The sequence below is a fragment of the Amycolatopsis sp. NBC_00438 genome, assembly GCF_036026695.1.
Lineage (GTDB): Bacteria > Actinomycetota > Actinomycetes > Mycobacteriales > Pseudonocardiaceae > Amycolatopsis.
In genome coordinates, this window is sequence record NZ_CP107923.1 from 2,463,651 (window position 1) to 2,487,290 (window position 23,640).

A 23,640-nucleotide genomic window follows, 5' to 3' on the forward strand; every position below is an offset into this window, starting at 1 on the left:
AACGTACTAGGCGAGGCTCGCCTAAGTTAGGTTAGGGTTCCCTGAACGTTACCGGAGTGTGCGAGGGAGCGACATGACTGCAGAGGCCGGCGAACAGGTTCCGATCTACGACGTCGTCGGGGTGGGTTTCGGACCTTCGAACCTGGCCCTGGCGATCGCGCTGGCCGAGCACAACGCCGGCTCGGAGGAGCCGGTGACCGCGCACTTCCTGGAGCGCCAGCCCCGCTTCGGCTGGCACCGCGGGATGCTGATCGACACCGCGACGATGCAGGTCTCCTTCCTCAAGGACCTGGTCACCATGCGGAACCCGACCAGCGACTTCAGCTTCCTCAACTACCTGCACGCGTCGGGCCGGCTGGTGGACTTCATCAACCACAAGAACCTGTTCCCGCTGCGGGTCGAGTTCCACGACTACTTCGAGTGGGCGGCCGCGAAGGTCGACGACGTCGTCTCGTACGGCACCGAAGTGGTGTCCGTGAAGCCCGTCTACGACGGCGAAGACGTCGAGTTCTTCGACGTCGGGATCTCCGACGGCACCTCCCTGCGAGCCCGGAACCTGGTCATGGGCACCGGGTTGCGGGCGCAGCTGCCCGAAGGCGTCACCGCGGGCGAGCGGATCTGGCACAACAGCGAGCTGCTCTTCCGCGTCGAACGCCTGCGCGGCACCGAGCCGAAGCGGTTCGTCGTGGTCGGCGCCGGGCAGAGCGCCGCCGAAGTCGCGGCCTTGCTGCACGACGAGTTCCCGCACACCGAGATCTGCGCGGTGTTCGCGCGCTACGGCTACAGCCCGGCCGACGACAGCTCGTTCGCCAACCGGATCTTCGACCCGGAGGCCGTCGACCAGTTCTACGGCGCGGGCGAGCCGGTCAAGGACCGCCTGATGCGCTACCACGGCGCGACGAACTACTCCGCCGTCGACGTCGAGCTGATCGACGAGCTCTACCGCCGCGTCTACCGCGAGAAGGTGCTGGGCGTGGAGCGGCTGCGGCTGTTCAACGTCTCCCGCCCGGTCGAGGTGACCGAGTCCGCCGCGGCCGTCTCGGCGACGGTCGAGTCGCTCACGACGGGCGAGCGCACGGTGCTGGAGGCCGACGCCGTCGTCTACGCGACCGGCTACCGCCCCGCCGACCCGACGCCGCTGCTCGGCGAGCTGGGCCCGCGGTGCGGCCGCGACGAAGAAGGTCGGCTGCGCGTCGAGCGCGACTACCGGATCACGACGGAACCCGCCCTGCGCGGCGGCATCTACCTGCAGGGCGGGACCGAGCACACACACGGCATCACGTCGTCGCTGCTGTCGAACACCGCGGTGCGGGTCGGCGAGATCCTGCAGTCCATTGTGGACCGCCGGGTCGTGCCGGCGCCCGCGGGGGAGTACGCGGTCAGCGCGCGGTGAGCTGCTCGCGGAGGATGTCGCTGTGCCCGGCGTGCCGGGCGAAGTCCTCGATCAGCAGCAGGTAGACGAACCGGAGGTTGACCTCGCCGAGGACGTCGTGCGTCCAGGTGTCGTCGAGTTCGAAGCGGGCCGCGATTTCGCGTGAGCGTGCGCCGGCCCGTTCGAACTCGGCGATCACGTCGTCGAGGGTTTCGCTTTCGGCGACGACGAAACTGGCGTCGCCCGGGGTCGTGGGCCCGTCGCAGTCGGCCTCGTCGAGGCCCAGCAGCAGGAGCTGGAACCAGCGGCGTTCGGCCATCGCGGCGTGCTTGACGAGGCCGATCGGCGTGGTCAGGGACGCGACGAGGCGCGTCCGGACGTCGGTGTCGGACAGGCCGCGCGCGGTGTCGGCGACCGCGCGGCGGGTGCGGTCCATCGTCGCCTCCAGCAGGAGACGTTCGGGACCGGTGGTGATTTCGGGCAGCACGAACATGGCTCTGCTTCCTGGAGGGGAGTGGCCGGACGGTCCTCGGGGACGTGACGTCCGGAACCGAGGAGGGGCCAGAACACGCCGAGGCTAGCGCGCCGGCCGCCGTCCTGTCACCCGGGAATCCCTGAAAGCCGTGAAGGCCTCCTTACCGGCCATAAGAGCCGGGAAGGAGGCCTTCACGGCTTTCAGGAGAGCGGTGCCGGGTGGTGCCGGCTGATCGGGATCACCATCGGCGTGCCGCTGATCGGGTCCGGGGTCACCTGGCAGCGGACGTCGAAGACCTCCTCGACCAGCTCCTCGGTGATCACCTCGACCGGCTTGCCCGCCGCCACGATCCGGCCCGCCTTCATCGCGATCACGTGGTCGGCGTAGCGGCACGCTTGCGGGAGGTCGTGCAGCACCATCACCACCGTCCGGCCCTCGTCGCGGTTGAGGTCGACGACCAGGTCGAGCACGTCGATCTGGTGCGCCAGGTCGAGGTAGGTCGTCGGCTCGTCCAGCAGCAGCACCGGCGTGCCCTGCGCGACGGCCATCGCGATCCACGCGCGCTGGCGCTGCCCGCCGGACAGTTCGTCGACCGGACGGTCGGCGAGGTCGGTCAGCTCGGTCGCCTCGAGCGCGGCCCGCACCGCGCCTTCGTCCGAAGTGGACCACTGCCGCCACCAGCTCTGGTGCGGCGCGCGGCCGCGGCCGACGAGGTCGGCCACCGTCATGCCCTCCGGCGCCACCGGGGACTGCGGGAGGATGCCGAGGCGCTGGGCGACTTCGCGGGTCGGCAGGTCGTGGATCGACCGGCCGTCGAGGTAGACCCCGCCCGCCTTCGGCGTCAGCAGCCGGGCCAGAGTGCGCAGCAGCGTCGACTTCCCGCAGGCGTTGGCGCCGATGATCGCCGTGATCTCACCCGGCGGGATGTCGAGGTCGAGGCCGTCGATGACCACCCGGTCGTCGTAGGCGACCCGGAGCTGCTCCACCCGCAGCGAGGGGGCGTCGGATGTCATGTGTCAGCCTCCGGAACCGGAACGGTTGGCCCTGGCCAGCAGCCAGAGCAGGAGCGGGGCGCCGAGGACGCCGGTGACGATGCCGACCGGCAGCGCCGACGCGGTGATCTCGCGGGCGATGATGTCGCTGCCCAGCACCACGACCGCGCCGGTGAGCGCGGACGCCGTGATCGGCGGCGACGAGAGCCGCGCGAGCCGTTGCGCGATCTGCGGCGCGGTCAGCGCGACGAACGAGATCGGACCCGCCGACGCCGTCGCGAACGCGACCAGCCCGGCGCCGGACAGCAGCAGGCCCAGCCGCACCGGCTGCACCGGCGTGCCGAGCCCGGCCGCCACCTCGTCGCCCAGCAGCAGCGTGCTCATCCACCGCGACAACGCCAGGACCACCGGCAGCAGCACGCACAGCGCGCACAGCAACGGGATGACGTGCTCCCAGCCGCGGTTGGCGAGATTGCCGACCATCCAGCCGATCGCCGCCTGCGCCTCGGTGATCTGCGCCTTGCTGAGCAGGTAGTCGGTCAGGCTGGTGCACATCGCGAAGATCCCGATGCCCACCAGCAGGATCCGGTAGCCGGTGGTGCCGCGCCGCCAGGCGAGCGCGTACACCAGCACCGCAGTGAACAGCCCGCCGAACAGGCCGAGCGTCGTCGTGCCGAGGCCGCCGCCGAAGCCGAACGCGATCCCGGCGACCACGGCGGTGGCCGCGCCCGCGTTGATGCCGATCATGTCCGGGCTGGCCAGCGGGTTGCGCGTGATGGTCTGGAACACCGCGCCGGACGCGCCGAACGCGATCCCGGCCAGCAGTCCGGTGAGCGCCCGGGGCAGCCGCAGTTCCTGGACGATGTAGCCGTTTCCGCTGTCGCTGCCGCCGAAGAGCCCGGACAGGACGTCGGACACGCTCATCGGGACGTCGCCGATCGTCATGCCGACGCAGAACAGCACGAACGTCAGCATGGCGAGGACGAGGCAGACGATCAGCAGCCGGGGCCGGAACCGGCCGGACACCGGCGGTGTCGTGAGCCGGAAGGTGCGTCGCGCCTGGAGCAAGGCCATGTCAGGACTCCACGAGCTTGCGCCGGCGGACGAGGTAGATGAAGAAGGGCGCGCCGAGGAACGCGACGATCACGCCGGCGCGGATCTCGCTGGGCCGCGCCAGGATCCGGCCGAGGATGTCGGCGGCCAGCAGCAGGCTCGGTGCGACCACGGCGGTGTAGGGCAGCAGCCAGCGGTGGTCCGGGCCGATGACGAACCGCACCGCGTGCGGGACGATCAGGCCGAGGAACACGATCGGCCCGGCGACGGCGACGGCCGCGCCGGTCAGCAGGGTGATCGCGAGCGCGCCGCGCAGCCGCAGCGGGCCCAGCTTCCGGCCGAGCGAGATCGCGACGTCGTCACCGAGAGCGAGGCTGTTGAGCGCCGGTCCGCTCGCGATCGCCAGCACCACGCCGATGACGAGGAACGGCAGGACCTGCAGCAGCGCTGAGCTGTCCACCCCGGCGAGCGAGCCCGCCGACCAGAAGCGGTAGCGGTTGAGGGCCACCGGGTCCGACAGCACCATCGCGCTGGTGAACGACGCGAGCAACGCCGTGACGGCGGCCCCGGCGAGGGCGAGTTTGACCGGGCTCGACCCGGCCCGGCCGCGCGTGCCCAGGAAGTAGACGACGGTCGTCGCGGCCAGCGCGCCGGCGAAGGCGAACCAGATGTAGCCGTAGGCGGAGCTGATGCCGAGCACGGTGATCGAGAACACGATGGCGAACGCGGCCCCGGCGCTGACGCCGAGCAGGCCCGGGTCGGCCAGCGGGTTGCGGGTCAGCGCCTGCATCACGCAGCCGGCGAGCCCGAGACCGGCGCCCACCAGCACCGCGAGGAGCGTGCGCGGCATCCGGACACTGTGGATGATCACGGCGTCGGCGGAGCCGTCGTTGTGCCACAGCACCTGCCAGACGGCGCCGAACGAGATCTCCTTCGAACCCAGCCAGACGCTCAGCAGGCACAGCAGGACCAGGACCGCGAGGGCGGCGAGGAAACCGATCGCGCGGCCCGTGTGTGGCGGGCGTCGCGTGAGAGCGATACCTCCGGGGTCTGTTCGCACCGCACCTCCGACTGGTACCAATTTTAGGTAAGGCTAACCGATGGTACAGGAGTGCATCCTCACCCTCGGTTTGTTAGGTTCACCTAAGTTCGCACCCCGTTCGGGGTGCCGTCAGCAGCGGGAGGCTGGTCTACCGGTGAGCAACGGTGACGCTGTGCAGGTCGCGGACCTCGGGTTCTGGCGTGATCGCCTCGCGTCGGCGCCGAAGGAACTGCCGCTGCCGGTCGACCGGCCCCACCCCGCGGAGCCGGCCCCGCCACGGGATCGGCTTACGCGGGAGCTGCCGTTGTCGCTGGGCGACGACGCCGACCTGATCGTGCTGTCGGCCTTCGTCGTCCTGCTGCACCGGTACGCCGGCACGGCCGACGTCGTGCTCGGCATCGGCTCCCTCGTGCCGCTGCGCGTCGACCTGGGCGGCTCACCCGGCTTCGACGACGTCGCCGCGCGCGTGCGGACGGCCCGCGAGGAGGCCTTGGCGCACGAGGTGCCGTTCGACGACCTGGTCCGCGACCTGCAGCCGGAGCGCGGCCGGGGCGGCTCGGTGCTGGTCAACGTCGGCTTCGCCGCCGAGACGACCCTGCCGCTCGACCTGGTGGTCGATCTCGGCGACGGCGTCCTCGAGGCGCGGTACCGCGGTGAGGTGCTCGACGAGTCCACTGTGGACCGGATGCTCGGCCACCTGCACCACCTCCTGGTGGCCGCCCTGGAACGTCCACAGTGGCCGGTCACGCGGCTGGACCTGGTGCCGGAGCCGGAACTGCGCCGGATGCTCGAAGAGTGGAACGACACCGACCTCGAGACGCCGCCGGCGACGCTGCCGGAACTGTTCGCCGCCCGCGTCCGCGAGGCGCCCGGCTCGGTCGCGCTGGTCTTCGAGGACATCGAGATCACCTACGCCGAACTCGACGAACGGGCGAACCGGCTCGCCCACGTCCTGATCGGCCGTGGCGCCGGGCCCGAGCAGGTGGTCGCGCTGGCCGTGCCGCGGTCGGTCGAGATGATTGTGGCGGAACTGGCCGTGCTCAAGGCAGGCGCCGCCTACCTGCCGCTCGACCAGGACTACCCGGCCGAGCGGATCACCTTCATGGTCGCCGACGCCGGTCCGGTGTGCGTCGTGACCACGAGTGAGCTGGCCGACCGGTTCGACGGCGACGTCCTGCTGCTCGACGAGATCTCCCTGGAAGACGCGCCGGCGACCGACCCGGGCGCGGCGATCGCCCCGGCCAACGCGGCCTACGTCATTTACACGTCCGGCTCCACCGGGCGCCCCAAGGGCGTCATCGTGTCCCACGCGGGTGTCGCGAAGCTCGTCGCGACGCAGTCGCAGAGGTTCGGCGTGGGCCCGCAGAGCCGGGTGCTGCAGTTCGCGTCGCCGAGTTTCGACGTCGCGTTCTGGGACCTCTGCCTGGGACTGCTCTCCGGCGGACGGCTGGTGGTCGTCCCGGCCGAACGGCGCGTCCCCGGCCCGGAGCTGGCCGACTACGCGCGCGAGCACGGCGTCGACTTCATGATCCTCCCGCCCGCGCTGCTCGCGGAGTTCCCCGAGGACTGCGACCTGCCGCGCGACAGCGTCCTGCTGGCCGGCACCGAACGCGTGTCGCCGGAGCTGGTGCGACGCTGGGCGCCGGGCCGGCGGATGTTCAACGCCTACGGCCCGACCGAAGCGACCACCAACTCGACGCTCGGGCTCTGCGACCCGGAGAGCACGCCGGCCTCGGCCGTGCCGATCGGCGTCCCGGACCCCGGCACCCGCGCGTACGTGCTCGACGCGTTCCTCGCGCCCGTCCCGGTCGGCGTGGTGGGGGAGCTGTACCTCGCGGGATCCGGCTTGGCGCGTGGCTATCTGGGCCGCGCCGGGCTGACGTCGGAGCGGTTCGTGGCCGACCCGTTCGGTTCCGGCGGGCGGCTCTACCGCACCGGTGACCTGGTGAAGTGGCTGCCGGATGGCCGTCTGGTGTTCCTGGGCCGGGCCGACGACCAGGTCAAGATCCGCGGCTACCGCATCGAACTCGGCGAGATCGAGTCCGTGCTGGCCGAGCACCCGCGCGTCGCCCAGTCCGTCGTCGTCGCGCAGGACGGACACCTATACGCCTACGCCGTGCCGGTCCCGGACCGTGCGGCCGAGCAGGGCCACGTCGCCGAGTGGCACGACGTCCACGAGGAGATGCTCGCCGGCTCCACCGGCATCGAGGAGAACTTCGCCGGCTGGAACTCCAGCTACGACGGCTCCGACCTGCCCCTCGACGAGATGCGCGAGTGGCACGCGGCGACGATCGAGCGCATCCGAGCGCTGCGGCCGAAGCGGGTCCTGGAGATCGGCGTCGGCAGCGGCCTCATCCTCTCCCGGATCGCCCCGGACGCCGAAACCTACTGGGGCGTCGACCTTTCCGAGAGCGCCGTCGAGAACGTGCGGCGCGAGGTCGCCGCGATGCCGGAACTGGCGGGCAAGGTCCACCTCGCCGCACGTCCCGCGCACGACCTCGGCGAACTGCCGGCCGAGCCGTTCGACACGGTGATCGTCAACTCGGTCGCCCAGTACTTCCCGAGCGCGGACTACCTCGCCGAAGTCGTCCGGACCGCCGCCGGGCTCCTCGCCCCGGGTGGCACGATCTTCCTCGGCGACATCCGCAACCTCCGCTCCTTGCGCGCGTTCCGGACGGCCGTCGAGCTGCGGCACGACCGCGGTGACGTCGCCGCCGTGGACCAGGCGATCGCCCGCGAAGGCGAACTCGTCCTCGATCCCGACTTCTTCCCGGCCCTGGCCCGGAGCCTCGACGGCTTCGACGACGTCGACCTGTGGGTCAAGCGCGGCGACGCGCACAACGAGCTGACCCGGCACCGCTACGACGTCGTCCTGCGCAAGGCGCCCCGGCCATCGCCGGTCGAGGAGCAGGTCATCGCGTTCGGCGATCTCGCTGCGGTGGAAGGGTTCCTGACCGCCGAGACGCCGGAGCGGCTGCGCGTCACCGGCGTCCCGGACGCGCGGCTCGCCGGCGAACTCGCCGCGGTTCGCGCCCTCGACGAAGGTGACCCGGCGGCGGTGCGGGTCTTGGACGTGCGTGACGGCGTCGACCCGGAGGACCTGCACCGGCTCGCGGAGCGGGCCGGCTACCGCGTGGCGGTCACCCCCGCTGCGGCCGGGGAGCTGGAGGCCGTCTTCAGCCGGTCGACGCCGGACGCGGCCTACCGGCCGGTGCGGAGCACGGGGGCACCGGCGTCGTACGCCAACAACCCGGCCGCCCGGCGCGAGACCGGCGCGCTGGTGGCGTCGCTGCGGTCGCACGTGCGGGACCGGCTGCCGCAGTACATGGTGCCGACGGCGTTCGTCGTGCTCGACAAGCTGCCGGTGCTGGCCTCGGGCAAGCTCGACCGCAAGGCCCTGCCGGCGCCGGAGCGGTTCACCGCCGGGCCGGGCCGCGCGCCTCGCAACCCCGTCGAGCAGCTGCTGTGCGAGCTGTTCGCGGACGTCCTCGGCGTGCCGCGGGTCGGGCCGGATGACGACTTCTTCGCCCTCGGCGGACACTCCCTGATGGCGACCCGGCTGATCCAGCGCATCCGCGCGGCCGTCGGCGCCGACATCCCGGTGCGCGCGGTATTCGACGCGCCGACCGTGGCCGGCCTCGCCGACCTCCTGTCCGGTGCCGCGTCGGGCACCGAACGGCGGCCGCTCGAACGCGTCGAGGAGCGACCGGAGCGGCTCCCGCTGTCGTTCGCGCAGCAGCGGCTGTGGTTCCTGCACGGCCTCGAAGGCGGCTCGGCGACCTACAACGTCCCGCTTGTCATGCGGTTGTCCGGCGAACTGGACGTCGAGGCGCTGCAGGCTGCCCTGCACGACGTGCTCGGCCGCCACGAGGCCCTGCGGACGGTGTTCCCGGTCGCGGACGACGTGGCCTACCAGCAGGTCCTGCCCACCGTCGAGGTCGAACTGGACGTGCGGACGGTCGCCGAGTCCGCGGTGGACTCCATTGTGGACGCTCTCGTGCGCGAGGTCTTCGAGCTCGGCGCCGGGGTGCCGGTCCGCGCCGAGCTGCTGACGATCGACTCGCGGCGCCACGTCCTGGTGCTCGTCCTCCACCACATCGCCGCCGACGGCTGGTCGCTGTCGCCGCTGTGGCGGGACATCGCCACGGCGTACGGCGCCCGCCGCCAGGGCGAGGCTCCGCAGTGGACGCCGTTGCCGGTCCAGTACGCCGACTACACCCTCTGGCAACGCGAACTCCTCGCCACCGAAGAAGCCGCCCAGCTCGGCTACTGGCGCGCGACCCTCGACGGCCTGCCCGAGCGGATCAGCCTCCCGCTCGACCGGCCGCACCCGGCCGTGTCCGCCTACCGCGGCGGGTTCTTCACCTTCGCCTGGGACGCCGGACTCCAAACCGGACTCGGCGACCTCGCGCGAGCGTGCGGCGCCAGCCCGTTCATGGTCGTCCACGCGGGCCTGACCGCGCTGCTCTCGCGGCTCGGCGGCGGCACCGACATCCCGATCGGCACGCCCATCGCCGGCCGGTCCGACCAGGCCCTCGACGACCTCGTCGGGTTCTTCGTCAACACGCTCGTCCTGCGCGTCGACACCGGCGGCGACCCGACGTTCCGCGACCTCGTCGCGCGGGTCCGGGAGCGCAGCCTCGACGCGTACGCCCATCAAGACGTCCCGTTCGAGCGCCTGGTCGAGGCACTGAACCCGGCACGGTCGCTGGCGCACCACCCGCTGTTCCAGACCATGCTCGCCTGGCAGAACACGCCCGGTTCCGGCGTCGAACTGCCCGGGCTGACGGTGACCGAGCAGCCCGTCGGCACCGGCACCGCGAAGTTCGACCTCTGGTTCTCCCTCACCGAGCACGCCGACGGCATCACCGGCCAGGCCGAGTTCAACGCCGAGGTTTTCGACCGCTCGACCGTGGACGCCATTCTCGCGCGCCTGGAAGTCCTGCTGCGCCAGGTCGTGTCGGCCCCGGACCGCCGGCTCGGATCGCTCGACGTGCTCACCGAGGTCGAGCGGGAAGGACTGGACGCCGTCTGGTCGGGCGCCGTCGAGGACGTCCCCGCGGTCACCGTGCCCGAGCTGTTCGCCGCGCAGGTCGCGCGGACGCCGGACCACCCGGCCCTGGTCTTCGAGGACGACCGGCTCACCTACGCCGAGCTGGACGCGGCGTCGAACCGCCTGGCCCAGGCCCTCGTCGCACGCGGAGCGGGACCCGAGAAGGTGGTCGCGCTCGCACTCCCGCGCTCGACGCACCTGGTCACGGCCATCCTCGCCGTGCTCAAGGCGGGCGCGGCCTACCTGCCGCTCGACCCGGGCTACCCGGCCGAGCGGATCGCGTTCATGCTCGAAGACGCCGAACCCGCGCTGGTGCTGGCCACGACGGAAACCGCGCTCCCCGGCGCACTGCTGCTGGACGAGCCGGTGACGGCGGCCGGGTTCCCGGCCAAGGCCCCGGACGTCGTGCTCCGGCCGGAAAACCCGGCCTACGTCATCTACACCTCCGGCTCGACGGGCCGGCCCAAGGGCGTCGTCGTGCCGCACGCGGGCATCGTCAACCGGCTGCTGTGGATGCAGCACGAATACGGCCTGACCGGCGACGACCGGGTGCTGCAGAAGACGCCGTCCAGCTTCGACGTCTCGGTCTGGGAGTTCCTCTGGCCGCTGCTCACCGGCGCCACCGAGGTCGTGGCCCGGCCCGACGGCCACAAGGACCCGGCCTACCTCGCGCGGCTGATCCGCGAGCACGACGTCACGACCGTCCACTTCGTCCCGTCGATGCTCCAGGTCTTCCTGCAGGAGCCCGCCGCGGCGGAGTGCACGAGCCTGCGCCGGGTCCTGTGCAGTGGTGAGGCGCTGCCGCCCGAGGCCGTCGCGCGGTTCGGTCAGGTCCTGGACGCCGAGCTGCACAACCTCTACGGCCCGACCGAAGCCTCGGTCGACGTGACGTCCTGGCGCACCTCGGCCGACGAGACGACCGTCCCGATCGGACGTCCGGTGTGGAACACCCGCACGTACGTCCTCGACGCGGCACTGCGCCCGGTCCCGCCGGGCACACCCGGTGAGCTGTACCTCGCCGGAGTCCAGCTCGCCCGCGGTTACCTCGGCCGGCCGGGGTTGAGCGCGGAACGGTTCATCGCCGACCCGTACGGCGAGCCGGGTTCCCGGATGTACCGCACCGGTGACGTCGCCCGGTTCCGCGCCGACGGCGTGTGCGAGTTCCTCGGCCGCGGCGACGAGCAGATCAAGATCCGCGGCTTCCGCGTGGAGCCGGGCGAGATCGCCGCGACGCTGGCCGCGCACGACGACGTCGCGCACGCGGTCGTCGTCGCCCGGGAAGATCGCCCCGGGGACGTCCGGCTCGTCGGATACGTCGTGCCCGCCGAGACTCCCGCGTCGGCCACGGACGAGACCGAGCAGGTCGGCGAGTGGCGTGAGCTGTACGACGCGATGTACTCCGGCGCCACCGACGACTTCGAAGGCTGGAACTCCAGCTACACCGGCGAGCCGATTCCCCGCGACGAGATGCGCGAGTGGCGCGACGCCATCGTCACGCGCATCCGCGAGACGCGGCCGCGGCGCGTCCTCGAGCTGGGCGTCGGCACCGGCCTGCTGCTGACCGAGCTGGCCCCGCACTGCGAGTCCTATTGGGGCACGGACTTCTCCGCCGAGGTGATCGCCTCGCTGGGCCGCCGGGTCGCGGCCGATCCGGCGCTCGCGGACCGCGTCGAGCTGCGGACCGGCGACGCCGCCGACGTCGCAGGCCTCCCGGCCGGGTACTTCGACACGATCGTGCTGAACTCGGTCGTCCAGTACTTCCCGAGCGGGACGTACCTCCTCGACGTGCTGCGTAAGGCTGTCGGCCTGCTGGCTCCGGGCGGGACCGTCTTCGTCGGTGACGTCCGCGACCTGCGTCAGGTCCGGGCGTTCCACACCGAGGTTGCCCGGCAGCGCGGGGGAGACGTCGAACAGGCTCTCCTGCGGGAGAAAGAACTTCTCGTCGCACCGGAGTTCTTCGCCGGGCTGGAGGGCGTCACCGCGGACATCCGCGTCAAGCGCGGGCGTGGCGTCAACGAACTCACCCAGTTCCGCTACGACGTCGTCCTCCACACGTCACCGGTCGAGGCACCGGCGGTCAAGACGCTGACGTGGGGCACGGAAGTGTCCTCAGTAGACGACGTCGTGCTCGACGGTGCTGTCCGGATCAACGGCGTGCCGAACGGCCGCGTCACCGACGGCGTCAACCCGCAGGACTGGTACGACCTGGGCGACGCTCACGGCTACACCACGGCCGTCACCTGGTCGGCCGAAGGCGACGGCTCGGTCGACGTCGTGTTCACGACCGGCTCGGTCGCCGGCGCCTTCCGGCCGGGACGCGAACCGCTGCTGTCCTACACCGGCAACCCCGGGCGCTTCCGCCGGATCAGCACAATGTCCGCGGACCTGCGCGCGCTGGCCGCCGAGAACTTGCCGGAGCACATGGTCCCGTCGGCGATCGTCGTGCTCGACGCGCTCCCGGTGACGGCCAACGGCAAGCTCGACCGCCGCGCCCTGCCTTCGCCCGACCCCGTGGCGCCGACGTCGGATCGCGAGCCGCGCACCCCGGTCGAACGGCAGCTGTGCGAGCTGTTCGCCGACGTCCTCGGTCTGCCGCGGGTCGGCCCGGACGACAGCTTCTTCACCCTCGGTGGCCATTCCCTGCTGGCCACCCGGCTCATCGCCCGCATCCGCGCGACCCTGAACGCGGAGCTGGAAGTCCGCTCGGTGTTCGAGACGCCGACGGCGGCGGGCCTGGCCGAGCTGATCTCCGTCGGCAGCGGACCCGCCCGGCCGCCGCTGGTCCCCGTGGAGCGGCCGGCACTGGTCCCGCTGTCGGGCGCCCAGCAGCGGCTGTGGTTCCTGCACCACCTCGAAGGCCCGTCCGCGACCTACAACGTGCCGTTGATCATGCGTCTGGCCGGCGACCTCGACGTCGAGGCGTTGCGGGCCGCACTGTCCGATGTGGTCGCCCGGCACGAAGCCCTGCGGACCCGCTTCCCGCAGCACGACGGCGTCCCGTACCAGGACATCCTCCCGGCCGGCGAAGTCGATCTGCCGGTGCGAGAGGTCGCCGACCTCGACGGCGCCCTGACCGGTCTCGTCCGGGGTTCGTTCGACCTCGAACAGCACGCGCCGATGCGCGCGGAACTACTGCGCCTGGCCGACGGCGAGCACGTGCTGGCCCTCGTGTTCCACCACATCGCCTCCGACGGCTGGTCGATGGCACCGCTGTGGCGCGACATCGCCACCGCCTACACCGCCCGCCGCTCGGGCGAGCGTCCGCAGTGGACGCCGTTGCCGGTGCAGTACGCCGACTACACCCTGTGGCAACAGGATCTGCTCGGCCGCGAGGACGACCCGGACTCCGTCCTCACCGCCCAGCTCGACTACTGGCGCGACACCCTCGACGGCCTGCCCGACCGGATCGAGCTGCCCCTCGACCGGCCGCACCCGATGACCGCGACGTTCCGCGGCGAACTGCACACCTTCACCTGGGACGCCGGTCTCCACGCCGGACTGTCCGCTTTGGCGCGCGAGTGCGGCGCCAGTGTGTTCATGGTCGTGCACGCCGCCCTCGCCGCGCTGCTGACCCGGCTCGGCGCGGGCCCGGACGTCCCGATCGGCTCACCCATCGCCGGCCGCACCGACCAGGCCCTCGACGATCTCGTCGGGTTCTTCGTCAACACCTTGGTGCTGCGCGTCGACACCGGCGGGGAGCCGACGTTCCGCGACCTCGTCGGCCGCGTCCGGGAACGCAACCTCGACGCGTACGCCCACCAGGACGTCCCGTTCGAGCGCTTGGTGGAGGTGCTCAATCCGGCCCGCTCGCTGTCGTACCACCCGCTGTTCCAGGTGATGATCGCCGGGCAGAACAACACCCGCGCCGAGGTCACCCTGCCCGGCCTGACCGTCACCGAGATCCCGGTGACCACCGGGACGTCCAAGTTCGACCTCTCGATCTCGCTCACCGAGCGGGAAGCCGGGATCGCCGGTGTCCTGGAGTTCAACGCGGACGTCTTCGAGCACCCGGGCGCCGACGCCATCCTGCGCCGGCTCGAAGTGCTGCTGCGCGCGGCGCTGGCCGAGCCGGACCGCGCGGTCGGCGCCCTGGACCTCCTGGCGGGCGACGAGCGCGACCTGGTGCTGACCCGCTGGGCGGGCAGCCTCGAACCGGCGGGCACCGAGACGTTCCCCGGGATGTTCGCGCGCCGGGTGGCCGAGGCCCCGGACGCCGTGGCGCTCGTCTTCGAGGACGTCGAGCTGACCTACGCCGAACTCGACGCGCGAGCCAACCAGCTCGCCCACCTGCTGATCGAACGCGGCGCCGGGCTCGAGAAGGTCGTCGCGCTGGCGGTGCCGCGGTCGGTCGAGATGATCGTCGCGGAGCTGGCCGTGCTCAAGGCCGGTGCCGCCTACCTGCCGATCGACGTCGACTACCCGGGCGACCGGATCGCGTTCATGGTCTCCGACGCCGCGCCGGTGTGCGTGGTGACCACCCGCGAGATCGACGGCAAGCTGCCCGCCGACGTCCCGCGCGTGCTCCTGGACGACTTGCCCACGATGTCCACTGTGGACCCGGCCGTGCCGGTCACGCCGGAGAACGCGGCCTACGTCATCTACACGTCCGGCTCATCCGGGCGTCCCAAGGGTGTCGTGCTGCAGCACTCGGGTGTCGCGAAGCTGGTGGCGACCCAGAAGGAGCGGTTCGGGATCGGACCGCACAGCCGGGTTCTGCAGTTCGCGTCGCCGAGCTTCGACGTCGCGTTCTGGGACCTGTGCCTCGGCCTGCTCTCCGGCGGCCGCCTGATCGTCGTCCCGGCCGAGCGCCGGGTCGCCGGGCCCGCGCTGACCGAGTACGCCCATGAGCACGGCGCGGACTTCATGATCCTCCCGCCGGCGTTGCTCGACGCGATGCCGGCGGACTGTGACCTGCCGCGCGACAGCGTCCTGCTCGCGGGCACCGAGCGCGTGTCGCCGGAGCTGGTCCGACGCTGGGCGCCGGGACGGCGGATGTTCAACGCCTACGGCCCGACCGAGGCGACCACCAACTCGACGCTCGGCGAGAGCGACCCGGTCGCACTCGCCGACGCGACGGTCGTGCCCATCGGCATCCCCGACCCCGGGACCCGCACGTACGTCCTCGACGCCGGACTGCGGCCGGTCCCGCCGGGTGTGGTGGGGGAGCTGTACCTCGCCGGCTCGGGCCTGGCCCGTGGCTACCTGGGCCGCGCCGGGCTGACGTCGGAGCGGTTCGTGGCCGACCCGTTCGGTTCCGGCGGGCGGCTCTACCGCACCGGTGACCTGGTGAAGTGGCTGCCGGACGGCCGGCTCGTGTTCCTGGGCCGGGCCGACGACCAGGTCAAGATCCGCGGCTACCGCATCGAACCGGGTGAGATCGAAGCCGTGATCACCGAGCACCCGGCCGTCGCGCAGTCCGTGGTGCTGGCGCAGGACGGGCGGCTCGTCGCCTACGCCGTCCCGGCCGCGAGCCGCGACGAAGAAGCCGAGCTGGACCACGTCGGCGAGTGGCGTGAACTGCACGAGAACGTCTTCGACGACGCCGCGGCCGGGGGTTTCGAAGAGAACTTCACGGGGTGGAACTCCAGCTACGACGGCTCGGAGATCCCCCTCGGCGAGATGCGCGAGTGGCACGCGGCGACGATCGAACGCATCCAGGCGCTGCGGCCGAAGCGCGTGCTCGAGGTCGGCGTCGGGTCCGGCCTGATCCTCTCGCGGATCGCGCCGGACGCCGAGGCGTACTGGGGCGTCGACCTGTCCGAGAAGGCGATCGCCAACCTGCGCCGCGAGCTGGCCGGCCGGCCGGACCTGGCGGGCAAGGTGCACGTCGCGGCCCGGCCGGCGCACGACCTCGGCGAGCTGCCGGACGAGCCGTTCGACACGGTGATCATCAACTCCGTGGCGCAGTACTTCCCCAGCGTCGAGTACCTCGCCGAGGTCATCCGGACCGCCGCCGCGCGCGTCCGGCCCGGCGGCGTGCTCTTCCTGGGCGACATCCGGAACCTGCGCTCGCTGCGGGCGTTCCGCACGGCGACCGAACTTCGGCACGGCCGGCGGACCACCGCCGCGGTCGACCAGGCGATCGCCCGTGACGGCGAACTCGTCCTCGACCCGGACTTCTTCGCGGTTCTTGCTCGGAGCCTGGACGGCTTCGAGGACGTCGACCTGTGGTTCAAGCGCGGCCAGGCACACAACGAGCTGACCCGGCACCGCTACGACGTCGTCCTGCGGAAGGCGCCGAAACCGGCCCCGGTTGACGAGGACGTCGTCACGTTCGAGTCCGTGGCCGAGCTGGAGCGGCTCCTGACCGAGCGCCCCGCGCGGCTGCGCGTCACCGGGGTGCCGAACGCCCGCCTGTCCGGTGAGCTGACCGCCGTCGCCGCGCTGGCTTCGGGGGATGTGGACGCCGCGTTGTCCGCTTTGGACGGTGAGCCGTCCGGAGTGGACCCCGAGACGCTGCAGGCACTGGGTGCGAAGCTGGGCTACCGGGTGTACCCGACCGTCGCCGCGCAGGAAGGTGCGCTGGAGGTCGTGTTCACCACCGGCGACCCGATCCGGATCCACCGCGCCCGACCGGTCCGGGCCGCGCTCGGCACGCTCGGCAACCACCCGGCCGGACAACGCGACACGAGCGCGCTGGTGACGGCGTTGCGGGCGCACGTCCGCGACCGGCTGCCGCAGTACATGGTGCCCTCGGCGTTCGTCGTGCTCGACCGGCTGCCGCTGCTCGCCTCCGGCAAGCTCGACCGCCGCGCCCTCCCGAGCCCGGACAAGCAGGAAGTCACGGCCGGACGCGCCCCGCGCACCCCGGTGGAGGAAGTCCTGTGCGGGCTCTTCGCCGAGGTCCTGGACGCGGCCTCGATCGGCGTCGACGACGACTTCTTCGCCCTCGGCGGGCACTCGCTGATGGCAACCCGTCTCGTCGCCCGGGTGCGCGCGGTGTTCGGCGTCGAGCTGCAGGTGCGGTCGGTGTTCGAGACGCCGACCGTGGCCGGGCTCGCCGCCTTGCTGTCCACCATGGACTCGTCGGTGGCCCGGCCCGCCCTGGTGCGCGCCGACCCGCGGCCGGACGCCCTGCCGTTGTCGTTCGCCCAGCAGCGGCTGTGGTTCCTGCACCGCCTGGAGGGCCCGTCGGCGACGTACAACATGCCGCCCGCGGTCCGGCTCACCGGCGACCTCGACGTCTCGGCGTTGCAGACCGCACTGTCCGATGTGGTCGAACGCCACGAAGCCCTGCGGACCGTGTTCCCGGAGGTCGACGGCGAGGCCCGGCAGCAGGTCCTCGAAGGTGTCACCATCCCGCTGCACACCCGCGAGGTCACCGAAGCCACCCTTGCCGACGCGGTGTCCGAAGTGGCCCGCACCGTGTTCGAGCTGGAATCGGAAGTCCCGCTGCGCGCGGAACTGCTGCGTCTGAGTGCTCGCGAGCACGTCCTGGTGCTGGTGTTCCACCACATCGCCTCGGACGGCTGGTCGACCGCGCCGCTGTGGCGCGACCTCGCCACCGCCTACACCGCCCGCCGCGCCGGCGAGCGTCCCGAGTGGACGCCGTTGCCGGTGCAGTACGCGGACTACACGCTCTGGCAGCGCGACGTCCTCGGCGAGCAGGTGATCGAACCACAGCTGGCCTACTGGCGAGAGGTCCTCGCGGACCTGCCGGAGCGGATCGAGCTGCCGACCGACCGGCCGCACCCGGCGGAAGCCTCCTACCAGGGCGAACAGTTCTCGTTCGGCTGGGACGCCAGCCTCCACAGTGGACTCGTCGAGCTCGCTCGTGCCTGCGGCGCCAGCGTGTTCATGGTCGTGCACGCCGGCCTCACCGCCGTCCTCACGCGACTCGGCGCGGGCACCGACGTCCCGATCGGCACGTCCATCGCCGGCCGCACGGACCAGGCGCTCGACGACCTCGTCGGGTTCTTCGTCAACACCCTGGTGCTGCGCGTCGGCACCGACGGCGACCCGTCGTTCCGCGACCTGGTCGCCCGGGTGCGCGACCGCAGCCTGGACGCCTACGCGCACCAGGACGTCCCGTTCGAACGCCTGGTGGAGGCGCTCAACCCGACCCGTTCGCTGGCGTACGCGCCGCTGTTCCAGACGATGCTCGCTTGGCAGAACAACGCCGTCGCCGACCTCGCCCTGCCCGGCCTGACCGTCGAGGAGGAACCGGTCCGCACCGGCACCGCTCGCGCCGACCTGACGCTTTTTGTCGGCGAGCGGCCCGGCAACCAGACCGGCATCCGCGGTACGGCGGAGTACAACAGCGACGTCTTCGACCGCGCGAGCGTCGAAGCGATCCTGGGGCGGCTCCGCGCGTTGCTGCGCGCGGTCGTCGCCGACCCGGACACCCGGATCGGCTCGATCGACGTGCTCACCGACGCCGAACACGAGCAGCTCGGCCAGGCCGAGATCGACACGCCGCTCCCAGCCGAGACGACGGCCGGGCTGTTCGCCGCCCAGGCCGCCCGGACCCCGGACGCCACGGCACTGATCTTCGGCACGCAACACTTGACCTACGCCGACCTGGACGCCCGGGCGACGGCTTTCGCCTGCGCGCTGCTCTTGCGGGGCGCCGGGCCGGAGCGGGTCGTGGCCGTCGCGCTCCCGCGGTCGGTCGAGCTGGTGACCGCGCTCCTGGCGGTCCTGAAGACCGGCGCCGCCTACCTCCCGCTGGACCTGAATCACCCGGCCGAGCGTGTCGAGCTGATGCTCACCGACGCGGCACCGCACCTGGTTGTCGCGCACGACGGGTTCGGCGACCGGCTGGTGAAGCCGGACGAGATCGCGCCCGAACCGGCCGAGTGGCCGGAGATCAGCCCGGACAACCCGGCGTACGTGATCTTCACGTCCGGCTCGACCGGACGCCCGAAGGCGGTCGCGGGCACCCAGCGGGCCCTGGCCAACCGCCTGCACTGGGGCCGGGATCTCGCCCCGGGCGTGCGCGTGGCGAAGAGCGCATTGACGTTCATCGACGGCTCGACCGAGCTGCTCGGCGGGCTCGTCGCGGGCGACCCGGTGGTCCTCGCCGACGACGTGACGGCCACCGACCCGCACGCCCTCGCCGAACTGGTGCGCAGCAGCGGCGCCCAGGTGCTGACCGTCGTGCCCAGCCTGCTCGACACCTTCGTGGAAGACGTGGAAGACACCGCCGTCGACTCGGTCACGACGTGGATCACCAGTGGCGAACCGCTTTCCGCGGCCCTCGCCGCGAAGGTGGCCCGGCGCTGGGCGTCGGCGAAACTGGTGAACCTGTACGGCTGCTCAGAGGTCGCGGGCGACAGCCTGGCGCAGGTCTGCGGGCCCGTGGCCATCGGACGGCCCGTCGCGAACACCCGCGCGTACGTCCTCGACGCCGCGCTGCGACCGGTGCCGCCGGGCGTGCGCGGCGAGCTGTACCTGGCCGGCGCCGGGCTCGCCCGGGGCTACCTCGGTCGTCCGGCGCTGAGCGCGGAGCGGTTCGTGGCCTCGCCGTTCGAGCCGGGGGAGCGGATGTACCGCACCGGCGACCTGGTCCGGCGACGTCCGGACGGCGCGCTGGAGTTCCTCGGCCGCGCCGATCAGCAGTTCAAGATCCGCGGCTTCCGCGTCGAGCCGGGCGAGGTCGAAGCCGTGCTGACGGCCGACCCGTCAGTCGCTCGCGCGGTCGTCATCGCCCGCGAGAACCGCCTGGTCGCCTACGTCGTGGGCGACCGCCCCGACCCGGTGGCGCTGCGGACGCTGGTCGCCGCGCGGCTGCCGGAGTACCTCGTGCCCTCGGTGATCGTCGTGCTGCCGGAACTGCCGGTGAACGCCCACGGCAAGCTCGACCGCCGCGCGCTTCCGGCACCCGAGGCGCGCGCCACCGGGCGTGCCCCGCGAACCCCGGCGGAGCAGGCGTTGTGCGAGCTGTTCGCCGACGTCCTCGGCGTCGGACCGGTCGGTCCCGACGACGGCTTCTTCACCCTCGGCGGGCACTCGCTGCTGGCGACGCGCCTGGTCAGCCGCATCCGCGCGCTGCTCGGCGTCGAGGTGCCGATCCGCGCGGTGTTCGACGCGCCGACCCCGGCCCGCCTCGCCGAGCTGCTCGATCCCGGCCGCAGCAGCCGTCCGGCGTTGGTGCCGGTTCAGCGGCCGGAGGTCCTGCCGCTGTCGTTCGCCCAGCGGCGGCTGTGGTTCCTCGACCGGCTGGACGGCCTGTCCGCGACCTACAACATCCCGTGGGCGTGGGAACTGACCGGCCCGGTCGACGCCGACGCGCTGCGGACGGCGCTCGGCGACGTCGTGGCCCGTCACGAGATCCTCCGGACGATCCTCGCCGAGGACCACGGCACACCCCACCAGATCGTGCTGAGCCCCGGCGACGAGCGCGCCCGCCCGGTGCTGGTCACCGAGACCGCGACCGACGCGGACCTCGTGGACCGTGTCGCGGAGGCGGCGGGTTACTGCTTCACCCTGGACGCCGAGATCCCGGTGCGGGCCACGCTCGTCTCCGCCGGGCCGGAGCGGCACGTGTTCGTGCTGCTGGTGCACCACATCGCCGGCGACGGCTGGTCGCTCCCGCCGTTGAAGCGGGACCTCGACACCGCGTACGCCGCGCGTCTGCGCGGTGAGCGTCCACAGTGGACGCCGTTGCCGGTGCAGTACGTCGACTACACGCTGTGGCAGCGGGAGATGTTCGGCCACGCCGACGACCCGGACAGCCTGATCGGCCGCCAGGCGGCGTTCTGGCGCGACACCCTGGCCGGCATTCCGGACGAGCTGGCGCTCCCGGCGGACCGGCCCCGCCCGGCACGCTCGACCAACCGCGGCGCGGCGGTGCCGTTCACCGTGCCCGGCGAGGTGCACCGCGGCCTGCGGGACCTCGCCAACGGCAGCGACACCAGCACGTTCATGGTGCTGCAGGCGACGCTCGCCGCGTTGCTGACCCGGCTCGGCGCGGGCACCGACATCCCGCTCGGCACCCCGGTGGCCGGCCGGATGGACCACGCCCTGGAGGATCTGGCCGGGTTCTTCGTCAACACGCTCGTGCTGCGCACCGACACGGGCGGCGACCCGACGTTCCGCCAGCTCCTGGCGCGGGTCCGCGAGGCCGACCTGGCCGCGTACGCCCACCAGGACCTGCCGTTCGAGCACCTTGTCGAGCTGCTCAACCCGGCCCGGTCCCTGGCCCGGCACCCGCTGTTCCAGGTCATGCTCGCCGTTTACCACTCGGGTTCCGAGCCGGAAGAGCTGCTCGGGCTCGACGCGGCCTACCGCGACACCGGGCTGCGGCAGGCGAAGTTCGACCTGTCGTTCGACCTGGTCGAAACGCCTGACGGCATCGAGGGTGACCTCGAGTTCAGCCTCGACCTGTTCGACGAGCCGACCGCCCGGACGCTCACCGAGCGCCTGGTGCGGCTGATGCGCGCGGTCGTCGCCGACCCGGACCGACCGCTGAGCCGCATCGACGTCCTGGAACCTCTTGAGCGGCAACGGATCCTCGGCGAGTGGGGCACCGGCGCGCCGGTGACCACGGCGGCGCCGACCGTCGTCGACCGGCTGGCCGCGCAGGTGGCGGCGACCCCGGACGCGACCGCGCTGAGCGACGCGCACGAGAGCGTCACCTTCCGCGAGTTCGCTGCGCGGACCGACCGGCTGGCTCGCTGGCTGACGTCGCACGGCGCCGGGCCGGAGCAGGTGGTGGCCCTGGTGCTGCCGCGGTCGGCGACGGTCGTCGAGGCGATCTTCGGCGTGTTCAAGTCGGGCGCGGCGTACCTGCCGGTGGACCCGGACCAGCCGGCGGACCGGATCGCGACCGTCCTCGCCGACTCCGGCGCAGCGCTGGTCCTGACCAGCCGTGCGCTCGGGTCTCACGTTCCCGGGGAGCAGGTGTTGTTCGTCGAGGACATTGTGGACAGTGCGGCCCAGCTGATCCCGCCGGCACCGGCGAACCCGGCGTACGTGCTCTACACATCCGGCTCCACAGGTAAGCCCAAGGGCGTCGTCATCCCGCACTCCGGTCTGGTGAACCTGTTCCACAGCCACCGCGAGACGCTCTACCGCCCGGCGGTCGCCGCGGCGGGCGGGCGGCGGCTGCGGGTCGGGCACGCGTGGGCGTTCTTCTTCGACGCGTCCTGGCAGCCGCAGCTGTGGCTGCTGGACGGTCACGAGGTGCACGTCGTCGACGACGACACCCGCCGCGACCCGGACCGGCTGGCCGCGGTGGTGCGCGAGCGCGGGCTCGACTTCCTCGAGCTGACGCCGTCGCACTTCGCGCAGCTGGCCACGGCCGGCGTCGTCGAGGACGGTTCGTGTGCCCTGAGCGTGGTCGGCGTGGGCGGCGAGGCGGTTTCCCAGTCGCTGTGGGAAGAGCTGCGGTCGTTCCCGGGCACCGAGGCGTACAACCTGTACGGCCCGACGGAGGCCACAGTGGACGCTCTGGTCGGCCGGGTCACGGACAGCGAGCGGCCGGTGGTCGGCCGTCCGGTGCACAACGCCCGGGCGTACGTCCTCGACGGCGGGCTCACCCCGGTCCCGGCCGGCGTGCCCGGCGAGCTGTACCTGGCCGGCGCCGGGCTGGCCCGCGGCTACCACGACCGGCCCGCGCTGACCGCGGACCGGTTCGTCGCGGACCCGTTCGGGCCGCCGGGGGCGCGGATGTACCGCACCGGCGACCTGGTGCGCTGGCGGCCGGACGGGCAGCTCGAGTACCTCGGCCGCACCGACGACCAGGTGAAGATCCGCGGCTTCCGGATCGAGCCGGGCGAGATCGAGACGGCTCTCGCACGGCATTCCGGGGTCGACCAGGCGCTCGTGATCGTCCGCGAGGACCGGCCGGGGGACAAGCGGCTGGTCGCGTACACGACACCGGCGTCAGCGGATCCGCGGCGGCTGCGGGAGTTCGTCGCCCGCGCGCTGCCGGAGTACATGGTGCCCGCGGCGATCGTCCCGCTGGACGCGTTCCCCGTGACGCGCAACGGGAAGCTCGACAAGGCGGACCTGCCGGTGCCGGAGCTGGACGCTCGCGGCCGGGCCCCCGAAACGCCGCTGGAGAAGACCCTCTGCGAAGTGTTCGCGGAGGTCCTGGACGTCGACGCCGTGGGCGCCGACGACGACCTGTTCACCCTCGGCGGCCATTCGATGCTGCTCGTGGTCCTGCGCAACCGGATCACCGAGCGGACCGGGACCGAGCTCCCGATCGCCGAGTTCTTCCGTACCCCCACCGCAGCCGGGCTTGCCGCCCTGCTGACCGAAACGCAAGGAAACCGATGCAGCGCACCCTGATGAACGCCAAGATCCACCGCGCCACGGTCACCCAGGCCGACCTGCACTACGTCGGATCCCTGACCATCGACGCCGAGCTGATGGCGGCCGCGGACATCGTCGAGGGCGAGCAGGTCCAGATCGTCGACATCACCAACGGCGCCCGGCTGGAGACCTACGCGATCACCGGCGAACCCGGGACCGGCGTGATCGGGATCAACGGCGCGGCCGCGCACCTGGTGCACCCGGGCGACCTGGTCATCATCATCACCTACGCCCAGGTCGAAGAGGCCGAGCGTGCCGCGCACCGGCCGCGGGTGGTGCACGTCGACGCCGACAACCGGCAGGTCCACCTGGGACACGACCCCGCCGAGCCGGTTCCCGGCGCGCAAGCCCAGCTGTCCGGTCGGAATTGACGCAGGTGGGCGTGGACAC

Annotated in this window: 7 protein-coding genes; 3 read left to right on the top strand and 4 right to left on the bottom strand. The window is 72.3% G+C overall.

The annotated features are described in order from the left end of the window. Window positions 1-73 precede the first annotated feature (73 nt). Entirely contained in the window at window positions 74-1,393 is a 1,320-nt protein-coding gene (locus OG494_RS11535) for a lysine N(6)-hydroxylase/L-ornithine N(5)-oxygenase family protein (RefSeq protein ID WP_328454743.1), read from the top strand. Here OG494_RS11535 and OG494_RS11540 read toward each other — a convergent pair. From OG494_RS11540 to OG494_RS11555, 4 genes are all read right to left on the bottom strand, one after another. Continuing rightward, window positions 1,380-1,865: a DinB family protein gene (locus OG494_RS11540; protein ID WP_328454745.1), complete on the bottom strand. Its 486-nt coding sequence runs from the start codon at window positions 1,863-1,865 to the stop codon at window positions 1,380-1,382. The genes OG494_RS11535 and OG494_RS11540 overlap by 14 nt on opposite strands. A 182-nt stretch (window positions 1,866-2,047) precedes the next feature. Further along, a complete protein-coding gene (locus tag OG494_RS11545) occupies window positions 2,048-2,860 on the bottom strand; it encodes an ABC transporter ATP-binding protein (protein ID WP_328454746.1) in 813 nt (270 codons plus the stop codon). 3 nt (window positions 2,861-2,863) lie between these two features. Then, the gene (locus OG494_RS11550; protein WP_328454748.1) at window positions 2,864-3,913 is read right to left on the bottom strand and encodes a FecCD family ABC transporter permease; all 1,050 of its coding nucleotides are present in this window, start codon (window positions 3,911-3,913) and stop codon (window positions 2,864-2,866) included. Window position 3,914: 1 nt separating this feature from the next. After that, window positions 3,915-4,952: a FecCD family ABC transporter permease gene (locus OG494_RS11555; protein ID WP_328454750.1), complete on the bottom strand. Its 1,038-nt coding sequence runs from the start codon at window positions 4,950-4,952 to the stop codon at window positions 3,915-3,917. A 136-nt stretch (window positions 4,953-5,088) separates the two neighbouring features. Between OG494_RS11555 and OG494_RS11560 the strand changes: the two genes are divergently transcribed. Beyond that, window positions 5,089-23,226, top strand: coding sequence for an amino acid adenylation domain-containing protein (locus tag OG494_RS11560; RefSeq protein ID WP_442874401.1), 18,138 nt, complete (start codon window positions 5,089-5,091; stop codon window positions 23,224-23,226). Then, entirely contained in the window at window positions 23,211-23,621 is a 411-nt protein-coding gene (panD, locus tag OG494_RS11565; RefSeq protein ID WP_328454754.1) for an aspartate 1-decarboxylase, read from the top strand. Before OG494_RS11560 ends, panD begins: the two co-directional genes overlap by 16 nt. Window positions 23,622-23,640: the final 19 nt, after the last annotated feature.